The organism is Jatrophihabitans endophyticus (genome assembly GCF_900129455.1).
Taxonomy (GTDB): domain Bacteria; phylum Actinomycetota; class Actinomycetes; order Mycobacteriales; family Jatrophihabitantaceae; genus Jatrophihabitans; species Jatrophihabitans endophyticus.
On record NZ_FQVU01000001.1, the window covers coordinates 682,677 to 699,991 of the forward strand.

At 73.1% G+C, this 17,315-nt stretch carries 19 protein-coding genes; 11 read left to right on the top strand and 8 right to left on the bottom strand.

The genetic code is table 11. The features are described from left to right. Positions 1 to 48 precede the first annotated feature (48 nt). Genes araB through BUE29_RS03180 form a run of 5 tightly spaced genes read left to right on the top strand, consistent with a single transcriptional unit; the run spans position 49 to position 4,813 of the window. Positions 49 to 1,734, top strand: coding sequence for a ribulokinase (gene araB, locus BUE29_RS03160; RefSeq protein ID WP_073385787.1), 1,686 nt, complete (start codon positions 49 to 51; stop codon positions 1,732 to 1,734). Further along, entirely contained in the window at positions 1,731 to 2,402 is a 672-nt protein-coding gene (locus BUE29_RS03165) for an L-ribulose-5-phosphate 4-epimerase (protein ID WP_073386926.1), read from the top strand. The genes araB and BUE29_RS03165 overlap by 4 nt, the downstream gene beginning before the upstream one ends. Before the next feature lie 21 nt (positions 2,403 to 2,423). Further along, positions 2,424 to 3,932 (top strand): L-arabinose isomerase, encoded by a 1,509-nt coding sequence (araA, locus tag BUE29_RS03170; RefSeq protein WP_073385789.1) that lies wholly within the window; start codon positions 2,424 to 2,426, stop codon positions 3,930 to 3,932. A gap of 42 nt (positions 3,933 to 3,974) precedes the next feature. Beyond that, positions 3,975 to 4,394, top strand: coding sequence for a MarR family winged helix-turn-helix transcriptional regulator (locus BUE29_RS03175; protein ID WP_234971324.1), 420 nt, complete (start codon positions 3,975 to 3,977; stop codon positions 4,392 to 4,394). Then, positions 4,391 to 4,813, top strand: coding sequence for a hypothetical protein (locus BUE29_RS03180; RefSeq protein ID WP_200800011.1), 423 nt, complete (start codon positions 4,391 to 4,393; stop codon positions 4,811 to 4,813). Before BUE29_RS03175 ends, BUE29_RS03180 begins: the two co-directional genes overlap by 4 nt. A 684-nt stretch (positions 4,814 to 5,497) precedes the next feature. On the opposite strand, the gene BUE29_RS03185 is transcribed toward BUE29_RS03180, so the two are convergent. Together BUE29_RS03185 and BUE29_RS03190 are read right to left on the bottom strand one after the other, a co-directional pair. Further along, entirely contained in the window at positions 5,498 to 6,322 is an 825-nt protein-coding gene (locus tag BUE29_RS03185; RefSeq protein ID WP_073385794.1) for an LLM class flavin-dependent oxidoreductase, read from the bottom strand. Beyond that, on the bottom strand, positions 6,319 to 6,999 hold the full coding sequence (locus BUE29_RS03190) for a hypothetical protein (RefSeq protein WP_073385797.1): 681 nt from the start codon (positions 6,997 to 6,999) through the stop codon (positions 6,319 to 6,321). Before BUE29_RS03190 ends, BUE29_RS03185 begins: the two co-directional genes overlap by 4 nt. Positions 7,000 to 7,076: 77 nt before the next feature. On the opposite strand from BUE29_RS03190, the gene BUE29_RS03195 reads away from it, so the two are divergent. The 3 genes from BUE29_RS03195 (at position 7,077) to BUE29_RS03205 (ending at position 10,886) form a co-directional block, all read left to right on the top strand. After that, the gene (locus BUE29_RS03195) at positions 7,077 to 7,538 is read left to right on the top strand and encodes a MarR family winged helix-turn-helix transcriptional regulator (protein WP_073385800.1); all 462 of its coding nucleotides are present in this window, start codon (positions 7,077 to 7,079) and stop codon (positions 7,536 to 7,538) included. A gap of 298 nt (positions 7,539 to 7,836) precedes the next feature. After that, positions 7,837 to 9,999 carry a DEAD/DEAH box helicase gene (locus BUE29_RS03200; RefSeq protein WP_073385803.1) on the top strand — a complete coding sequence of 721 codons (2,163 nt, stop codon included), beginning with the start codon at positions 7,837 to 7,839 and terminating at the stop codon, positions 9,997 to 9,999. Next, on the top strand, positions 9,996 to 10,886 hold the full coding sequence (locus BUE29_RS03205; protein ID WP_073385806.1) for a PAC2 family protein: 891 nt from the start codon (positions 9,996 to 9,998) through the stop codon (positions 10,884 to 10,886). Before BUE29_RS03200 ends, BUE29_RS03205 begins: the two co-directional genes overlap by 4 nt. Positions 10,887 to 10,946: 60 nt before the next feature. Here BUE29_RS03205 and BUE29_RS03210 read toward each other — a convergent pair whose 3' ends face one another. After that, the gene (locus BUE29_RS03210) at positions 10,947 to 11,774 is read right to left on the bottom strand and encodes an alpha/beta fold hydrolase (protein WP_073385809.1); all 828 of its coding nucleotides are present in this window, start codon (positions 11,772 to 11,774) and stop codon (positions 10,947 to 10,949) included. Between the two features lie 80 nt (positions 11,775 to 11,854). After that, positions 11,855 to 12,208 carry a winged helix-turn-helix transcriptional regulator gene (locus tag BUE29_RS03215; protein WP_073386931.1) on the bottom strand — a complete coding sequence of 118 codons (354 nt, stop codon included), beginning with the start codon at positions 12,206 to 12,208 and terminating at the stop codon, positions 11,855 to 11,857. 113 nt (positions 12,209 to 12,321) lie between these two features. Between BUE29_RS03215 and BUE29_RS03220 the strand changes: the two genes are divergently transcribed. After that, the gene (locus BUE29_RS03220; protein WP_073385812.1) at positions 12,322 to 12,972 is read left to right on the top strand and encodes an FMN-dependent NADH-azoreductase; all 651 of its coding nucleotides are present in this window, start codon (positions 12,322 to 12,324) and stop codon (positions 12,970 to 12,972) included. Positions 12,973 to 12,988: 16 nt separating this feature from the next. Here BUE29_RS03220 and BUE29_RS03225 read toward each other — a convergent pair whose 3' ends face one another. Together BUE29_RS03225 and BUE29_RS03230 are read right to left on the bottom strand one after the other, a co-directional pair. Further along, the gene (locus BUE29_RS03225) at positions 12,989 to 13,930 is read right to left on the bottom strand and encodes an acetamidase/formamidase family protein (RefSeq protein ID WP_073385814.1); all 942 of its coding nucleotides are present in this window, start codon (positions 13,928 to 13,930) and stop codon (positions 12,989 to 12,991) included. Positions 13,931 to 13,965: 35 nt separating this feature from the next. Beyond that, the gene (locus BUE29_RS03230) at positions 13,966 to 14,646 is read right to left on the bottom strand and encodes an SDR family NAD(P)-dependent oxidoreductase (RefSeq protein ID WP_073385817.1); all 681 of its coding nucleotides are present in this window, start codon (positions 14,644 to 14,646) and stop codon (positions 13,966 to 13,968) included. An 88-nt stretch (positions 14,647 to 14,734) separates the two neighbouring features. Here BUE29_RS03230 and BUE29_RS03235 point away from each other — a divergent pair, with 88 nt between their 5' ends. After that, positions 14,735 to 15,604, top strand: a complete 870-nt coding sequence (locus BUE29_RS03235) for a helix-turn-helix domain-containing protein (RefSeq protein ID WP_073386933.1) — start codon at positions 14,735 to 14,737, stop codon at positions 15,602 to 15,604. Here the strand turns inward: BUE29_RS03235 and BUE29_RS03240 are convergent. Continuing rightward, on the bottom strand, positions 15,487 to 15,849 hold the full coding sequence (locus tag BUE29_RS03240; protein WP_073385820.1) for an ArsR/SmtB family transcription factor: 363 nt from the start codon (positions 15,847 to 15,849) through the stop codon (positions 15,487 to 15,489). The genes BUE29_RS03235 and BUE29_RS03240 overlap by 118 nt on opposite strands. 74 nt (positions 15,850 to 15,923) lie before the next feature. Between BUE29_RS03240 and arsM the strand changes: the two genes are divergently transcribed. Continuing rightward, the gene (gene arsM / locus BUE29_RS03245; RefSeq protein ID WP_073385823.1) at positions 15,924 to 16,679 is read left to right on the top strand and encodes an arsenite methyltransferase; all 756 of its coding nucleotides are present in this window, start codon (positions 15,924 to 15,926) and stop codon (positions 16,677 to 16,679) included. A gap of 192 nt (positions 16,680 to 16,871) precedes the next feature. On the opposite strand, the gene BUE29_RS03250 is transcribed toward arsM, so the two are convergent. Beyond that, positions 16,872 to 17,297, bottom strand: a complete 426-nt coding sequence (locus tag BUE29_RS03250) for a helix-turn-helix transcriptional regulator (RefSeq protein ID WP_073385826.1) — start codon at positions 17,295 to 17,297, stop codon at positions 16,872 to 16,874. Between the last annotated feature and the right edge of the window lie 18 nt (positions 17,298 to 17,315).

A 17,315-nucleotide genomic window follows, 5' to 3' on the forward strand; every position in this document is an offset into this window, starting at 1 on the left:
AAGCTCCGGTCCACTGTTTGCGATAACAACGGACGGACAACCTTGACCATGGCTGCTCGACACGGCGCCCTCACCGTGGGGATCGACTTCGGCACGCTGTCCGGACGTGCCGTGGTGGTGCGGGTCGCGGACGGCGTGGAGCTCGGCACGGCGGTCCACGCCTACCGGCACGGCGTGCTCACCGAACGACTGCCCACCGATGACCGGCGGTTGCCCCCGGACTGGGCGCTGCAGGTACCGCGCGACTACGTCGAGGTGCTGCAGCACGCGGTGCCCTCGGCACTGGCCGCGGCCGGGGTCGAGGCCGCCGACGTGGTCGGGGTCGCCACGGACTTCACCGCGTGCACGATGCTGCCCGTGACCGGCGACGGCACGCCGCTGTGCGAGCTCGCGGACTTCGTGGACCGGCCGCACGCCTACGTGAAGTTGTGGAAGCACCACGCGGCGCAACCCCACGCCGACCGCATCAACTCGTTGGCCGCGAAACGGAACGAGTCGTGGCTGCCGCGCTACGGCGGGCTCATCAGCTCCGAGTGGGAGTTCGCGAAGGCGCTGCAACTCTTCGACGAGGACCGCGAGGTCTACGACGCCATGCGGTACTGGGTCGAGGCGGCCGACTGGATCGTGTGGCAGTTGTGCGGCAACTACGTGCGCAATGCCTGTACCGCGGGCTACAAGGGCATTCGGCAGGACGGTGCCTACCCGTCGCGCAGCTACCTCGCAGAGCTGGATCCCGACTTCGCCGACTTCGTGACGGCCAAGCTCGAACGCCCGATCGGCGGGCTCGGCGATATCGCCGGCCGGTTGACGTCGGAAGCCGCCGCGTGGACGGGGCTGCCCGAGGGCATCGCCGTGGCCGTCGGCAACGTCGACGCGCACGTGACGGCACCGGCCGCGCAGGCCGTCGAGGCGGGCCAGCTCGTCGCGATCATGGGAACGTCCACCTGTCACGTCATGAGCTCCGACGTGGTGCGCGAGGTACCGGGCATGTGCGGCGTCGTGGCCGACGGCATCGTGCCCGGACTCTGGGGCTACGAGGCCGGGCAGAGCGGCGTCGGTGACATCTTCGCGTGGTTCGTCGACACCTGCGTGCCGCCGGACTACGTCGCCCGCGCCGAGGCCGAGGGACGCAGCGTGCACGATCTGCTCGCCGAGCTGGCGGCGGCGCAACCCGTCGGCGCGCACGGCCTGCTCGCGCTGGACTGGCACTCGGGCAATCGCTCGCCGCTCGTCGACCACGAGCTCTCCGGGCTCCTGCTGGGCCAGACCTTGGCGACCCGACCGGAGGACACGTACCGCGCGCTGGTCGAGTCGACCGCCTACGGCGCACGCTCGATCGTCACGGCGTTCCGCGCCGCCGGCGTGCCCGTCACCGAGTTCGTCGCCACCGGCGGGCTGGCAGCCAGCGACTTCGTCATGCAGATCTACGCCGACGTGCTCCGGATGCCGCTGTCGGTCCTGGACTCCGGCCAGGGTCCGGCCCTCGGCTCGGCGATCTTCGCCGCCGTCGCGGCCGGGCAGTACGAGGACATCGCCGCCGCCGCGGTGGCGATGGGTCGTCGCCGGACACGGGCGTGGGAGCCGGACGACGCGGCCGCGGACCGCTACGACGTGCTGTACGCGGAATACACCGCGCTCGTCGATCACTTCGGCCGCACCGACGACGGCGTCATGCACCGCCTGCGTCGACTGCGCCGGGACGCGTGGGCGGCGGCCGACGGAGCCGCGTCGTGACCGCCACCGCGCCCGCCGGGGTCGTCGATCGCGTGCGCGACGACGTCGCGGCGCTGCACGCGGAGCTCGTGCGCTACGGCCTGGTGGTGTGGACGGCGGGCAACGTGTCGGCCCGCGTCCCCGGCGCCGACCTCTTCGTGATCAAACCGTCCGGTGTCTCCTACGACGACCTGGACGCGGCCGCGATGGTGGTGTGCGACCTCGACGGAACCCTCGTCGACGGCACCCGGTCGCCGTCGTCGGACACCGCCGCGCACGCCTACGTCTACCGGCACCGGCCGGACGTCGGCGGGCAGGTGCACACGCACTCCACGTACGCCTCGGCGTGGGCCGCCCGCGGCGAGGCCATCCCCTGCGTCCTGACGGCCATGGCCGACGAGTTCGGCGGTCCGATCCCGGTCGGCCCGTTCGCCCTGATCGGCGACGACAGCATCGGGCGTGGCGTGGTCGACACGCTGGGCGGTTCCCGCTCCCCCGCCGTGCTCATGCGCAGCCACGGCGTCTTCACCGTCGGCGCCACCGCGCGCGATGCGGTCAAGGCCGCCGTGATGTGCGAGGACGTCGCCCGCACCGTCCACATCGCCCGCCAGCTCGGCGAACCGCTCGCCATCGCCGCGTCCGACATCGACCGGCTCCACGACCGCTACCAGAACGTCTACGGCCGCTGAACTGTGAAAGGCACATCGACAATGACCATCACCGCAGGATCACCGCAGCTGTGGTTCCTGACCGGCAGCCAGGGGCTGTACGGCGACGACGTCCTCGACCAGGTCGCCTCGCAGTCGCAGCGCGTCGCCGCCGACCTCGACGACGCCCCCGCGGTGCCGCTCCCCGTCGTCTGGCAGCCGGTGCTCACCCACGACACGGACATCCGGGCGATGATGGCGGCGGCCAACACCGATCCGCACTGCGTGGGCGTCATCGCCTGGATGCACACCTTCTCGCCGGCGAAGATGTGGATCACCGGTCTCGGCGAGCTGCGCAAACCGCTGCTGCACCTGCACACGCAGGCGAACCGGTCGCTGCCCTGGCCGACCATCGACATGGACTTCATGAACCTCAACCAGGCCGCGCACGGCGACCGCGAGTTCGGCTACGTCCAGACGCGGTTGCACGTCCCGCGCGTGACGGTGGCCGGGCACGCAACCGACGATCGCACCCGCACCGAGGTCGGCCGGTGGGCGCGCGTCGCCGCGGGTATCGCGGAGCTGCGGTCGCTGCGACTGGCGCGCTTCGGCGACAACATGCGCGACGTCGCCGTGACCGAGGGCGACAAGGTCGAGGCACAGCGAAAGTTCGGCGTGTCGGTGAACACCTACTCGGTCAACGATCTGGTCGAACGCGTCGACGCCGTCGAGGCCGCCGACATCGACAAGCTGGTCGTGGAATACGCCGACGTGTACGACGTCGCCGTCGAGCTCCGGCCGGGAGGCGAGCGGCACGAGTCGCTGCGCTACGCCGCCCGCATCGAGGCCGGCCTGCGCGGCTTCCTGGAGGCCGGCGGTTTCCGTGCCTTCACCACCAACTTCGAGGACCTCGGTGGTTTGCGCCAGCTGCCCGGCCTGGCCGTGCAACGCCTGATGGGCGACGGGTACGGCTTCGGGGGCGAGGGCGACTGGAAGACCTCGGTGCTGCTGCGCACGCTCAAGGCCATGGCCGACGGCTTGCCGGGCGGCACCTCGTTCATGGAGGACTACACGTATCACCTCGGGCCGGGGCCACAGCGCATCCTGGGCGCGCACATGCTCGAGGTCTGCCCCAGCATCGCCGCGGGACGTCCGAGTGTCGAGATCCACCCGCTCGGCATCGGCAACCGGGAGGACCCGGTCCGGATGCGGTTCACCGCGGCGCCGGGACCGGGCGTGGTCGTGGGCATGTGCGACCTCGGTGAGCGGTTCCGCCTCGTCGGAAACGCCGTGACGGTCGTGCCGCCCGACGCCGAGCTGGCGTCGTTGCCGGTCGCCGCCGCGGTGTGGGAACCGGCTCCCGACCTCGCCACGTCGGCCGAGTGCTGGCTGACCGCCGGCGGGCCGCATCACACGGTGTTGAGCACGCAGCTCGACGCCGCCGCGATCGACCAATTCGCAGAGCTGACCGGGGTGGAGCTGGCGATGATCGACGACCGCACCGAGCCGCGTCGCTTCCGGCAGGAGCTGCGATGGAACGCTGCGTACCACCGGCTGGCGGCCGCCCTCTGACGACCTGGCCAGACTCACTCCGATATCGTAATATTCGATATCGTGACCAGCGGACGATCCGTCGTGTTGGCGGTGCAGCGAGCGGCCCACCTCTCGGTGCAGCGCCTGCAGACCGACCTCGTCGACCTCGACCTCGGCCCGTCCGAGATCAACGTGCTGGCCAATCTTTCCGACGGGGTGGGTCGCACGGTCTCACAACTCGGCGCCGCCGCCGGAACCAAACCGACCACGCTGACCAGCGTGCTCGACCGGTTGGAGCGTCGCGGTCTGCTCACCCGGCTCGCCCGCGCCGAGGACCGGCGCTCGGTGCTGGTCGAGCTGACCCCGGCCGGGGTCGAGAGCGCGGCCGAGGTCATGCGCGCGGTCGCCCGGTTGGACCGCCGGCTGCTGGCCGGCGTGCCCCGCACCACGGCCGACGCCGTCCGCACCACGCTCGACTCGCTCGGAAGGGACCCGCGATGACGTCGTCCGACTCGTTCCCCGACCTGATGGCGAGAGTGATGACCGAGGCCGCGCACTTCGGGCACCGCGAGCACGTCCACCTCTCGTGGCTCGCGGTACACCTCCACGGCACCCCGACCGCGATCCGCGTCGTCAGCGAGGGCATCCGCCGTACCGCCCGGTATGTCGGCGCCCCGCAGAAGTACCACGCCACGGTCAGTCGCGCGTGGATCGAGTGCGTCGGGCACCACGTCCACGAGCGGCCGACCGACGACTTCGCCACCTTCCTCTCGCGCAACCCCGCCCTGCTGGACAAGCGCCTGCTGCTGCGCTTCTACCGCTCGGCGACGCTCGCCGGCGAGGTGGCGCGGCGCCGCTGGACCCGTCCCGACCTGGCCCCGTTCCCGTGGCAGCGTGCGGCGCCGGGAACGTGCCGCTGACGCGGCAATCGCGCGAGCCGACCCGACCGCGACCGGTCGGTCGAGCAGCGCACCCGGGTCGACGTGGCGGTCGCCCAGCAACGCGGCGGTGTCGTCGATCGTGGCGTCGCGCCCGGAGGAATCCGCGCGGATGACGTCGAGGGCGTCGGCGGCGGCGAGCTGCCCGCGCTCCATCACCAGACCCACGGCCACCCGCAGTCGCTCGCGACCCTCGCGTGTTCGATCGCAGGCGTTGTCCGGTCCGGGTCGGAGTCGCGCGCGGTCCAGCTGTCGATGGATGCGGACACCAGGACCGCCAGCAACGCCGCGTCCCTGAGCCGGAGCGCCTGCCCGCCGTCGCGGTGGGTGAAGAACAGGTTGAGAGCGGCGCCGGCGGTGAACTGCAGGACCTCGGCGGCGGCGGACTCGGCGCTGTCGGAACCCAGCGGGATTCGCGCGGCTGCCGACGATGCTGATCCCCGCGCCGTCGACCGGGAGCAGTTCGACCACGCAGCGAGCGATCGAGGTCGGCAGCTCGGAACCGGAACCGTCGCCCTGTTGCCGTGCCGGCGCCGCGCGGTACCGCGATTCGAGTGTCATCTCACGGCCTCGGGCGGGATGGGGCCGGTTCGGCTCCATCGAGATGGTGTCCCGCATCCCGCCGCGACGAACGCGAGGCTCCGGGGCACGGCTCGATGCGCGGCGTCAGGATCCGCGCAGCAGGTCGACCACCGGGGCGAACGCGTCGACGGCCTCGGCCGGGATCGTCCAGTGGGCGACGCCGAGCGCGTCGCGGCGGCGCCGGAGCGAGTCGGCCATCTCGCGGGCCGTGCCGGTGACGACCGTGACGGCGCCGTGGGCCGCGAGCGCGGCGGGGGTCGTGCCGAGTCGGGCCGACCACGGCGTCCCCACGTCACCGACGGCGAGCAGGCCGGCAGCGAGTGCGGGCGGATCGTCGCGATCTCGCGCCGCGCGGGCGACGACGGCGACCAGCCTCGCGGCGGACTCGAGGTCGGTGTCGGGGTGCCAGCCCAGCGCGACGGTGTCGGCCTGCCGACCGGCCAGGCGCAGCATTCGTGTTCCCGACGCAGCTACCAGCAGACGCAGTCCCGGCAGCTCGTCGCGGAGGCGACGCAGGGTCACCGTCAACCGTGCCACGCGTCCGGCGGGGTCGTCGTAGTCCACACCGAGCAGGGCGGCATCACGTTCGGCCCCGGGCCGACCGGCGCCGAGACCGAGCTCGAAGCGCTCGCCGAGCAGCTCGTGCAGCGTGCGGACGTCCCATGCGAGCAATCCCCGCGGACGCAGCGGCTCGCACAGCACCCACGACCCGACGCGCAGCGACTCGGTCGCGGCCGCGGCGGCGGCGAGAGCCGGCAGCGGCGCGGGGCCGGCCGCGACGTCGGGCAGCAGCAGCCTCGCGTAACCGAGCGACTCGACACGGCGCGCCGTCCGCGTCCACTCGGCGAGGTCGCCGGTGCGCGATGCGGTGACGCCGAACCGGAACGGGCGTGGGTCGCGGCCCGTCACGCGAGGACCGATCCCGAGTCGGCGTCGCGGTGCCGTCGTGTCCGCGGCAGCGTCACGCCGAGCGCGACCAGCCACGCGAGCCCGCCGAAGCGGACCACCGGCAGCAACGGGGCCAGTGCGTCGAACAGCAGGGCGAGACCGACCACCGCCGCCACCACGGCCAACAGCAACCCCGCCCAGCCCAGCCAGCGGGGCCCCAGGCCGAGCACCAGCACCGGCACCGCCGCCCCGGCGAGGAGCAGGCCGAGCGGGGTGGCGAACCCCACCCCACCGGTGGCGAAGGCGAGATCGAGCAGGACGCGGGCCAGCGGGCCGGTCAGTGCCCCCGCCGAGTGCGCGCCGACCCAGGTGACGAGGCCTGACAACGCGAGCGAGGCGGCGGCCAGGGTGCCGCCGACCAGCGCGATGGCCGCACCGGGCGCGCTCACCCCGAGCCTGCGCAGCCGCCGGTAGGCCGTCGCCGAGTACACCGCGAGCGGGACGGCGGTCGCGAACACGAGGAACGCGAGCAGATGCATGCGCGTGTGGTGCTCCTGCAGGTATGCGAGCGCGGCGTCCGGCGACGCGTCCGGGCGCGGCCCGGAGGCGTGGACCGCGCCGCACGCGATCGTCAGGGCCAGTGCGACGGCGGCCGGCACCGGCAGCGGCGGGCCGGCTTGCGGGGGGTGGCGGGTCATGGGTTCTCCGTCCGTCGAAAGGTTCGAGCGACAATAGTTACGTCTTGAAACGATAGTCAAGGTGGTATCGTCCTGCTGTGGCACGTTCGCGGACACAGGTGGCCTTCCGGCTCGCGCAACTCGGCGCCGTTGCGGCGGAGCAGTTCGGCGAGCGCGTCGCCGAACTCGAGCTGTCACGACCCCAGGCCGGGCTGCTGCGCCTCATCGGCCGGCGACCGGGCCAGAGCCAGCGCGCGGTCGCCGCCCAACTGGGCACGCCACCCAGCCGGCTCGTCGCGCTGCTCGACGATCTCGAGCGTCGTGACCTGCTCGAGCGCCGCAGGAACCCGGACGACCGTCGCAACCACGAGTTGCACCTCACTCCCGCCGGCGAGCGGACGCTCGACCGCCTCGGTGTGGTCGCGGCAGATCACGAGGCCGCGGTGACGGTCGGGTTGAGCGCGGCGGAGCGCACCCGGCTCGACGAGTTGCTCGGCAGGCTCGCCGCCGCGCACGGGCTCGCCGAGGGCGTCCACCCCGGTTACCGCAGGCCGGACTGACCACCGCATCCGGCGCCGCCCCGCGGGTTCCGCGTGCCGAGGGGCGCGGATGCCGGGACGGAGCTAGCATGGACGGGCACCCACGTGCTGGCACCCCCGGCCCCCGATGCCGTCCGCTGCTCCGTCACAGACCCACCCGACGCAGGCAGCGGGTGGACATCCGACCCGCGGCGTCGACCCTCGCGGCATGCCCCGGTCGGGGCGGCCGCCGTTCGGCGCAACCCGCGGTGTCGTCGGCCGGCCACGTGCGTGCGGTTTCGCCCGGCCCGAACGTGCCGGGCGCACGGAGGAGGAGTCTGTGGCCCGAGCAGGCCAGCGCCAGGCGGGCGCTCGCCGTACCGGTACGTCGACGCAGCGGCAGGTCGCCGAACCGAAGGACGTCATCTCGATGCTCGCCCGCGCCGTGCGGGAGGTGGAGGCAGCGGCCGAGCGCCGCCGCGTCACCCCCGCAGTGCGCGCGAAGTTCCACGCCATCGCGCTGATCGTGCGCGACGAGCACGCCCGGATCCGCGCGGCACAACCCGCCGGGTCCGCGCGCGAGTCGAAGGACCAGAAGCGCCTGGACGGCATCGTGGCCATCCTCGCCCGGACCGCCGTCCGCGACGCGGGACTGTACGGACTGCTCGGCGAGAACGCCGTCGTGTCCGACGCCACCCGATCGCTGCGACGCGAGCTCCTGGCGCAGGTCGGCATCGAGACGGCTCCGGAGGAGCTCGCGCCGCCCGAGGCGGACACCCCGACCATCGACACCTCGCGCCGCGTCGTGCCGCAGTCGGTGCTGTCGCGGCAGCTGGCCAACCCGTTCCTCGCGCCCGACTACTCCGCCGCACGGCAGCGGTCGGCGGCGCCGCGCCGACTCTCCGGCTGGGAGCTGCTCACTCCCCTGCTGACCTCGTTCGAGCGCGCGGCGGACGGCGCGGCCGCGTGCATGCCGCTGCCCGCCCCCGACCACCCGCGGGTGCGGGGGAACCGCACGCTGATGCCGCACCAGGAGCAGCTCGTCGCCGCGGCGGCGGACGGTCACCGCACGTTCCTGCTCGCCGACGAGCCCGGCCTGGGCAAGACCGCTCAGGCGCTGCTCGCCGCGGAGGCGGCGAACGCCTACCCGTTGCTGGTCGTGGTCCCGAGCGTCGTCAAGACCAACTGGGCCCGCGAGGCCGGCATGTGGACGCCGCACCACCCCACCACCGTCGTCCACGGCAACGGCGAGCGGGTCGACGGCTTCGCCGACATCGTGGTCGTCAACTACGAGGTGCTCGACCGGCACGTGGGGTGGTTCGGGCAGTTCGGGTTCCGCGGCATGGTCGTCGACGAGGCCCACTTCATCAAGAACAAGAGCTCGCAGCGCTCCCGGCACGTGCTGGAGCTGTCCGAGCGCATCCGGGCCCGCACCGTGCGGCCGCTGCTGATGGCCCTGACCGGTACGCCGCTCATCAACGACATCGACGACTTCCGCGCCATCTGGCAGTTCCTCGGCTGGATCGACGAGACCGAGCCGCGGGCCGAGCTGATGGACGCCCTCGAGGAGACCGGCCTGACCCCGGCGGACCCGGGGTTCCACGCGGCCGCCCGCCGGTGCGTCATCGACCTGGGCATCGTCCGTCGCCGCAAGGTGGACGTGGCCGCCGACATCCCCGCCCGCCGCACCGCCGACATGCTCGTCGAGCTCGACGACACGGTGGGTCGGTCGATCCGCGCGGCCGAGCGCGATCTCGCGCGGCGCATGGTCGCCCGCTACGACACCGCGCTCGCGAACCGCCGCGAGACGGTCTCGGCCGCCGGCGGTGTCGACGGCGACGGGATCGACGTGGACCTCGTGCGCAAGGTCGCGTCGTGGGAGCAGAAGGACGCGAAGAACGCGACGGGTGGCGAGAACGTCTTCGCCATGATGCGGCGGATCGGGCAGGCGAAGGCCGGCCTGGCCGCCGACTACGCGGCGCAGGTGGCGCGCAGCGCGGGCAAGGTCGTCTTCTTCGCCAAGCACGTCGACGTCATGGACGCCGCGGAGGAGAACTTCACCCGGCAGGGCCTGCGGTTCTCCTCGATCCGCGGGGACCAGACGCCCCGGGTGCGGCAGCGCAACATCGACGCGTTCACCAGCGACCCCGACGTCGCCGTCGCCGTCTGCTCGCTGACGGCGGCCGGCGTCGGACTCAACCTGCAGGTCGCGTCCAACATCGTGCTGGCCGAGCTGTCCTGGACCGACGCGGAGCAGACGCAGGCCATCGACCGCAGCCACCGCATCGGACAGACCGAGCCCGTCACCGCATGGCGCATCATCGCGGCGCAGACGGTCGACAGCAGGATCGCCGGTCTGATCGACAGCAAGGCCGGCCTGGCGGCGCGCGCGCTGGACGGCTCCGACGACGAGGTGTGGTCGTCGGCCGACGTGCAGCACGAGACCCTCGTCGCCCTGCTGACCGACGCGTTGCGCGATCGCCACGTCACCATGGAGGGATGACCGTGGACCCCGAAGAGCTCTTCGACCTCGACGCCGACCGCCCGGAGCTGTCCGGCGCGGTGCTGCTGCACGCCCTCGACGGGTTCGTCGACGCGGGATCCGCGGTGCAGCTCGCCCGCTCCGCGCTGCTGCCCGACGACGCTCCCGTGGTGGCCCGCTTCGACCTCGACCAGCTCTACGACTACCGGGCGCGTCGCCCGGTGATGCGCTTCGACGTCGACCGGTGGACCGACTACGACACCCCGCAGCTGACGGTGCGCCTGCTGCATGACCAGGACGAGACGCCCTACCTGCTGCTGGCCGGACCGGAGCCGGACCGGCAGTGGGAGCGGTACTCGGCCGCCGTCGCGCTGCTGGTGGAGCGGCTCGGCGTGCGGCTCGTCGTCGGGCTGGACGCGTTCCCGATGTCGGTGCCGCACACCCGGCCCACGCCGATCATCGTGCACGGTTCCCGCCGCGAGCTGTTCGCCGACTACCGCGCCTGGCTCGGTCAGATCATGGTGCCGGCCAGCGCCGGCCACCTGGTCGAGTACCGCCTGGGAGCGGCCGGCGTCGACACCCTGGGCATCGCCGCGCCGGTGCCGCCCTACCTGGCCCAGGCCGAGTACCCCGCCGCGGCGCTGGCCCTGCTGCGCGAGGTCGGTGCGCGCGCCGGGCTGCGCTTCGACACGAGCAGCCTCGAGGACGCCGAGGGCGTGAACCGCACCGCGATCGAGCGGCAGGTCGCCGCCTCGACGGAGCTGCAGACGCTGATCGCGGCCATCGAGCAGCAGTACGACGCCGCCGCCGAGGCCCGCGCGGCCCTCACCGACGGTGACCTGCCCTCGGCCGACGAGCTGGGCGCCGAGCTGGAGCGGTTCCTGGCCGACGAGTCACGCGGCGACTGAGCGCCGCACCGTCCGACCGGTGCTGCGACCCGCCGTCCGGCCCGTCGCGGGCCGGTTCGGCTACTCCGCGACGGCGGTGATGCGGTCGAGGATCAGCTCGGCGAGCGCGTCCGGGGCCTCGTCGGGGATCCAGTGGCTCAGGCCGGGGAGCACCGCGAAGCGGTAGGGCGCGTCCACGAAACGCTCGGTGGCCTCGGCGCCGGCGCGACCCAGCGCCACGTCGCCGTCGCTCCACACGTAGGTGGTCGGCACCGTCGACCGGCGCGCGTACCCCTTCTCCCGCTGCGACCACGGCAGCGCGCGGTACCAGTTCAGCGCGCCGGTCAGCCCGTCGCGGCCGAGCGGCTCGACGTACGCCTTCATCTGCTCGGTCGTCAGTCCCTTCCCGCCGAGCAGGGCCAGGCCGCGCGGCGTGGGCAGGAACCGCTCGGGCACCGCGGGCAGCTGGAATGCCGCCATGTACCAGGACTTCAGCGCCTGGCCGCGCGGCATCGCGTAGGCGAAGGCCTTGGGGTGCGGCACGCTGACCGCGGTCAGCGTCCGCACCCGCTCGGGGTGCCGCGACGTCAGCGCCCAGGCCACGAGCGCACCCCAGTCGTGCCCGACCACGTGCACCTTCTCGACCCCCGCGGCGTCGATCAGCGCGACCACGTCGGCGACGAGCTCGGACTGCACGTACGCCCGTCGCCCGGCCGGCCGGGCCCCGGGCGAGTAGCCGCGTTGGTCGGGGGCGAGGACGCGGCAGCCGGCGGCGGTGAGCTGCGGCGTGACGCCGGTCCACTCGTGGCGGTTCTGCGGGAACCCGTGCAGCAGCACGACGACCTCGCCGTCGGCCGGGCCGGAGTCCGTCACGTCGAAGACGAGACCCTGTCGCGAGAAGGAGTCCATCGGCCCATCCTGCCGTGCCGGCCCGTCCTGCCGCGCCGACGGGGGCCGCGGATCGTCCGTCCGGCAGTCGGCCGGCGCTGTCACCCGGGGCAGCGGGGGGCGAGGTGCTCGTCGGCCCAGCCGGCGAGCTGGTCGAGGATCGGCAGCAACGCGTGACCGGCCGGGGTGAGCCGGTAGGTCACGCCGGGCGGGCGGGTGTCGGTGACGCTGCGCTCGACTATCCCCGCGCCGGCGAGCTCGGTGAGCCGGTCGGACAGCATCGAGTCGGTGATGCCCGCGACGGCGCGGCGCAGGTCGGCGAAGCCGGCGTTGGTCGTCGCCAGGGTGCCGACGATCAGGCCGTTCCAGCGCTTGCCGAGGATGCCGAAGGCCGCGGCGAGGGCGGCGTCGCACCGCTCGACGGCCCCGCTGCACGCGGTGCCGTCGCGCGGCACCGCGTCCTGCCGGTCTGTCGACGACGTCACACGACGAGGGTATCGCTTGTATTTTCCGAGCAGCTTGCTGTTTGCTAGTTGAACTGCTCACGCATCCTCCGAAGGAGATCGTCATGACCCTGTTCCGGCTCGACGCCAGCATTCGCGAGGACGGCTCGCACAGCCGCGCGATCGCCGACCTGGTCGAGGCCGAGTGGCGCGCGGCGAACCCGGCGGCCGAGATCGTCCGCCGCCACGTCGGGCTGGACCCGATCCCGGCCACCACCTGGGGCACCGCGGTCGGCGCCGCCTTCACCCCCGAGGCCGACCGCACGGCCGAGCAGCGCGACGCGGCCGCACTCGCCGCACGCGAGACCGACGCGCTCGTGGGAGCCGACGCCGCGCTCTTCGCCGTGCCCCTCTACAACTTCGGCGTCTCGCAGCACTTCAAGGCATGGGTCGACCTCGTGATCTCCGACCCGCGCATGGCCGCCGGCGTCACCCCCGCCACCGCGGGGAAGCCCGCCGTCCTCGTGACCGTCCGCGGCGGCGCCTACGGCGCCGGCACGCCGCGCGAGGGCTGGGACCACGCGACCGGGTGGATGCGCCGCATCCTGCAGGACGTGTGGCAGCTCGACCTCTCTGTCGTCGAGCGCGAGTTCACGCTCGTCGGGGTCAACCCCGCCCTCGACGAGTTCGCCGACCTCGCCGACGAGATGCGTGCCGAGGCCGAGCGGATCGCGCGCGACCACGGCCGCGCCCTGGGGCCCGACCGCGCCGCCTGACGCCATCCGGCGTTCGTCAGCGGCGCAGCTGCTCTCGGACGCGATGGGGCAGCACCGCGTGCACTCCCCACGTGCGGTTCGCGATCTGGGTGATGCGCAGGTCGACGCACGTGGACGCGAGGGCGAGGACGACGGGACGAGCCAGCCCGGTGAGTCGTTCCAGCCAGTCCAGCATCGCGGCGAGGGCGTCGGCGGTCGCGGCGTTGAGGTCGGCGTCGAAGCCGAAGGTGATCAGGCCGGCCGGCGTCACGGCGTGCACGCCCGCGACCGGCGGGTCGTCGATCAGGTCGAGCGTGACCGTCGTGGTCATACCGGTCTCGATCGCGGTGCCGCCGACCTCGCCGTCGCCCTGGGCCGCGTGACCGTCACCCAGGTAGAGGTAGGCGTCCGGGACGGTCACCGGCACGAACAGGGTCGAGCCGGCGACGAGCTCGGCGCAGTCGACGTTGCCGGCGCCGGCGGCCCGCGGCGGGATGGTCGAGTGCTCGCCGTCGGCGTCGGGCGGCAGGCCGATCACGCCGAGGAACGGGCGGACGTCGACGGCGACGCCGTACTGGTTCACCGCGACGCCCCCGGCGACGTCGTCGATGTCCCACGACAGCTGGGCGGGGTCGAGTGCGGCCGTCCCCAGTCGCCGGTGCAACAGGGTGTCGTGACCACCCGCCCGGGTGAATCCCCAGCGGTCCGGTGTCAGCGCCTCGATGCCGACCGCGAGCGTCTGCCCCGGCCGGGCGCCGACGACGGCGACGGGGCCGGCCAGGCAGTGGCCCCGCGCGCCCGGGAGGAGGCGGCGGCCACCACCGGCCGCCACGGCCGGCCCGCGATCGAGATTGCCTGCACAGTCGAGCGTGCGGACGGTCAACCGGTCCCCCGGTTGCATGCTCAGTACGGGCGGCCGGCCGCGGGTCAGCACGTCGGAGACGGTGTCGACGCTCGGTTCGAGCCGGTGGTGGGTCACCGCACCGTCCTACCCCGCCGTCGACGGCCGGACCATCAGAACGCGATGCGGCCGTGCCGGTCGTGGAACTCGCCGGTGGGGCCGTCCGGGCCGAGCGTCGCCAGCATGACCGTCGCGTCCGTGCCCTCGGTGACCGTCTGGTGGCCGCTGTGGCGGTTGAGGTCCGTCGCGGTGTAGCCGGGGTCGGCGACGTTGACGCGGAAGTCCGGCAGGTTCTTCGCATACTGCACGGTCAGCGTGATGACGGCCGCCTTCGAGGCGGCGTAGGGGACGGCGCGCACCGGGTACTCGTCGCGGCCCGGCTCCTGCAGCGCGCGTGGCCAACCGACGCCGGACGCCACGTTGACGACGACGGGGTTGGCCGAGCGGCGCAGCAGCGGGAGCGCGGCCTGGGTCGTCCGCACGATGCCGACGACGTTGGTGTCGAGGACGGCGGTCATGGCGTCGGCATCGAGGTCGTCGAGGTCGAAGGACGTGCCGAGGACGCCGGCGTTGTTCACGAGGACGTCGAGCTCGGGCAACTCGGCGACCGCGGCGGTGACGGAGGCGGCGTCGGTCACGTCGAGTCGGACGACGCGTGCGCCCACCGCGCGGGCGGCGTCGCCGCCGGCCGGGTCACGCATCCCCGCATAGACGGTGTGGCCCGCGGCGACGAGGCGGCGCGCGGTCTCGAGGCCCAGGCCCCGATTGGCTCCGGTGATCAAGGTGGTGGTCATGGCTCCACCGTGCGCCGCGGCGCAGCAGCGGTGGGTAGGCACTGCCGGTACCACCCCCACGACGCCGCCGCCCGGCATGCTGGTGGACATGACCGAGCTGGGTGAGGTGCTGCGGGCGTGGCGTGATCGGCTGGGCCCCGGGGACGTGGGCCTGCCGCCGGGACGCGGCCGCCGCGCCGTCGGGCTGCGTCGGGAGGAGGTCGCGATGCTCGCCGGCGTGAGCCTCGAGTACCTCGTACGGCTCGAGCAGGGCCGGGCGCGCCACCCGTCCGCGTCCCTGCTCGCCGCCCTGGCCCGCACGCTGCGGCTCACCGACGACGAGCGCGATCACCTCTACCGCGCGGGTGGCGTCGCGGTCCCGTCCCGCGGCGTCGTCCCCCAGCACGTCCTACCGGGCGTGCAGCGCATCGTCGACCGGTTGGGCGACGTGCCGCTGGCGGTCCACACCGCAGCCTGGGACGTCGTGCTGTGGAACCCGCTGTGGGCCGCGATCACCGGCGACCCGCGCGAGCGACAGGGTCTCGACCGCAACGTCGCCTGGCGCCATTTCACCGAGGCCCGCGGGGTCATCGACTTCGACGAGCAGCACGCCGAGCAGTTCGCCGACGATCTGGCCGCCGACCTGCGCGAGGCCGCCGGTCGCTACCCGGACGACCCCGGTCTCGCCCGGTTGATCACCCGCCTCCGCGACGAGTCACCGGACTTCGCGCGCCGGTGGGGTCGGGCCCACGTCGCGCGTCACCGGTCGAGTCGCAAGACGGCCACGTCGACCCCGGTCGGCCCGATCCGGCTGGACTGCGACGTCCTCACCGTCCCGGGCAGCGACCTGCGCATCGTCGTCTACACCGCCGCCCCGGGCACGGAGGATGCGTCGAAGCTCGAGTTGCTGGCGGTCACGGGGGTGCAGGCCGTGAGCGCGGCCGCGAGCCCCGTGAACGCGTCCGGCACGAGTGCGTAGTACGCCCACCTGCCGCGCTGCTCGCGCGTGACCAGGCCGGCGGCCGCGAGCTGTTTCATGTGATGCGAGACGGTGGGTTGGGTCAGCCCGACCGGCCCCGTCAGGTCGCAGATGCAGGCACCGTCGTCGCCGGCGCCCACGAGCAACGACAGCAGTCGCACCCGCGTCGGGTCGCCGAGCGCCTTGCAGCGGCGAGCGAGCTCGACCGCCGCGTCCGAGTCCCACACGGCACCAGCCTGCCACATCGATTGACACTCATCGATCGATGGCGCAGTCTCGATCCATCGACGTTCGTCGATGAATTGATCGGAGGGTGAGGATGACCGGGACCGAGCTCCGCGAGCAGGTGCGCGCGCGCTACGCCGCGGCGGCGACAGCTGTCGTGGCCGCCGACAATGCCGCGACGGCGTGTTGCCGCGGCACCTCGGGTCCGGTCGGCACGGCGTTCGGGGCACCGTCGTACTCGACGACCGAACAGGCTGAGCTCCCCGCCGCGGCCGTCGCCGCCTCGCTCGGGTGCGGGAACCCGGTGAGCACGGTCGACCTGCGGCTCGGCGAACGCGTGCTCGATCTCGGTTCGGGCGGCGGCATCGACGTCCTGCTCTCCGCCCGACGGGTCGGCCCGACCGGACACGCCTACGGCGTCGACATGACCGACGAGATGCTCGCACTCGCCGAGACGAACCGGGCGCGGGTCGGCGCGACCAACGTGACGTTCCTCCGCGGCACGATCGAGGATGTGCCGTTGCCGGCCGGCGCCGTCGACGTCGTGATCTCCAACTGCGTGATCAACCTGTCGACCGACAAGGCGGTGGCGCTGGCCGAGATGTTCCGCGTGCTGCTCCCGGGCGGACGCATCGGCATCTCCGACGTCGTGGCCGAGGACGACCTGCTGCCGGCGGACCGAGCCGACCGCGGTTCCCACGTCGGCTGCATCGCCGGTGCGTTGTCGTCGGTCGAGTACCTCGACGGCCTGACCGCGGCCGGGTTCGCCGACGCCTCGGTCACGTTCACCCACGAGGTGGCGCCGGGCATGCATGGCGCGCTCGTCCGAGCGATCAAGCCTGCCGGCTGAGCGCACTCGTCGCTGCGACAGCGACGAACCGACCCGGATCTCCGTGCCGTCGGGGTCGATATACGCGAACTCGCGCAGACGATCGAGCGTGTCGTGCAGATCGGTGAAGCGACCCTCGACGCCGGCGCCGGACCGGTTCTCGGTGGACGCGGTCGGCGTCGGAGACGTAGAGACAGACGCTCGCCCCGGTGCTCAGGGCGTGAGATCGCGGATCGTCGACCAGAACGGGTTGACCGATGACCGGGGGGTCCGTGTCAGAAGTGCACCGCGGACAGCGTTGGCATGCGCTGCCCGCGCTGCTGTAGCCGCTCGTCTCCCGTTGGGCGTCGCGCGCACGACGCGTTCGTTGCCCTCACCGACCCGCTCGACGAGGTCTCGATCTGCCATCCGAGTCAGCTGGCGGGACAGCCGACTCCGCTGCCAGCCCAAGGCGTCTGCCAGTTGCTGCTGACGCGGTAGATCGTCAGTCTCCACCACACGGGTGAGCACCGAGAAGTCGGCCGCGGACAGGCCGGTTGCGGCCAGGATCTCGCTGACCACCTGCCCCCATACTGCATCGGTCGCCCGCTTCCACGCCTCCCAACGCTGCATCTCCTCACCGCTCAACAGCTCGCCCACGCCACCACGCTAGACCGG

What these genes read in the sequence shown, in the direction of transcription:
- araB (WP_073385787.1), top strand. Translation starts at nt 49, where the DNA reads ATGGCTGCTCGACACGGCGCCCTCACCGTGGGGATCGACTTCGGCACG.
- araA (WP_073385789.1), top strand. Translation starts at nt 2,424, where the DNA reads ATGACCATCACCGCAGGATCACCGCAGCTGTGGTTCCTGACCGGCAGC.
- BUE29_RS03180 (WP_200800011.1), top strand. Translation starts at nt 4,391, where the DNA reads ATGACGTCGTCCGACTCGTTCCCCGACCTGATGGCGAGAGTGATGACC.
- BUE29_RS03190 (WP_073385797.1), bottom strand. Translation starts at nt 6,999, where the DNA reads ATGACCCGCCACCCCCCGCAAGCCGGCCCGCCGCTGCCGGTGCCGGCC.
- BUE29_RS03205 (WP_073385806.1), top strand. Translation starts at nt 9,996, where the DNA reads ATGACCGTGGACCCCGAAGAGCTCTTCGACCTCGACGCCGACCGCCCG.
- BUE29_RS03210 (WP_073385809.1), bottom strand. Translation starts at nt 11,774, where the DNA reads ATGGACTCCTTCTCGCGACAGGGTCTCGTCTTCGACGTGACGGACTCC.
- BUE29_RS03220 (WP_073385812.1), top strand. Translation starts at nt 12,322, where the DNA reads ATGACCCTGTTCCGGCTCGACGCCAGCATTCGCGAGGACGGCTCGCAC.
- BUE29_RS03230 (WP_073385817.1), bottom strand. Translation starts at nt 14,646, where the DNA reads ATGACCACCACCTTGATCACCGGAGCCAATCGGGGCCTGGGCCTCGAG.
- BUE29_RS03235 (WP_073386933.1), top strand. Translation starts at nt 14,735, where the DNA reads ATGACCGAGCTGGGTGAGGTGCTGCGGGCGTGGCGTGATCGGCTGGGC.
- BUE29_RS03240 (WP_073385820.1), bottom strand. Translation starts at nt 15,849, where the DNA reads ATGTGGCAGGCTGGTGCCGTGTGGGACTCGGACGCGGCGGTCGAGCTC.
- arsM (WP_073385823.1), top strand. Translation starts at nt 15,924, where the DNA reads ATGACCGGGACCGAGCTCCGCGAGCAGGTGCGCGCGCGCTACGCCGCG.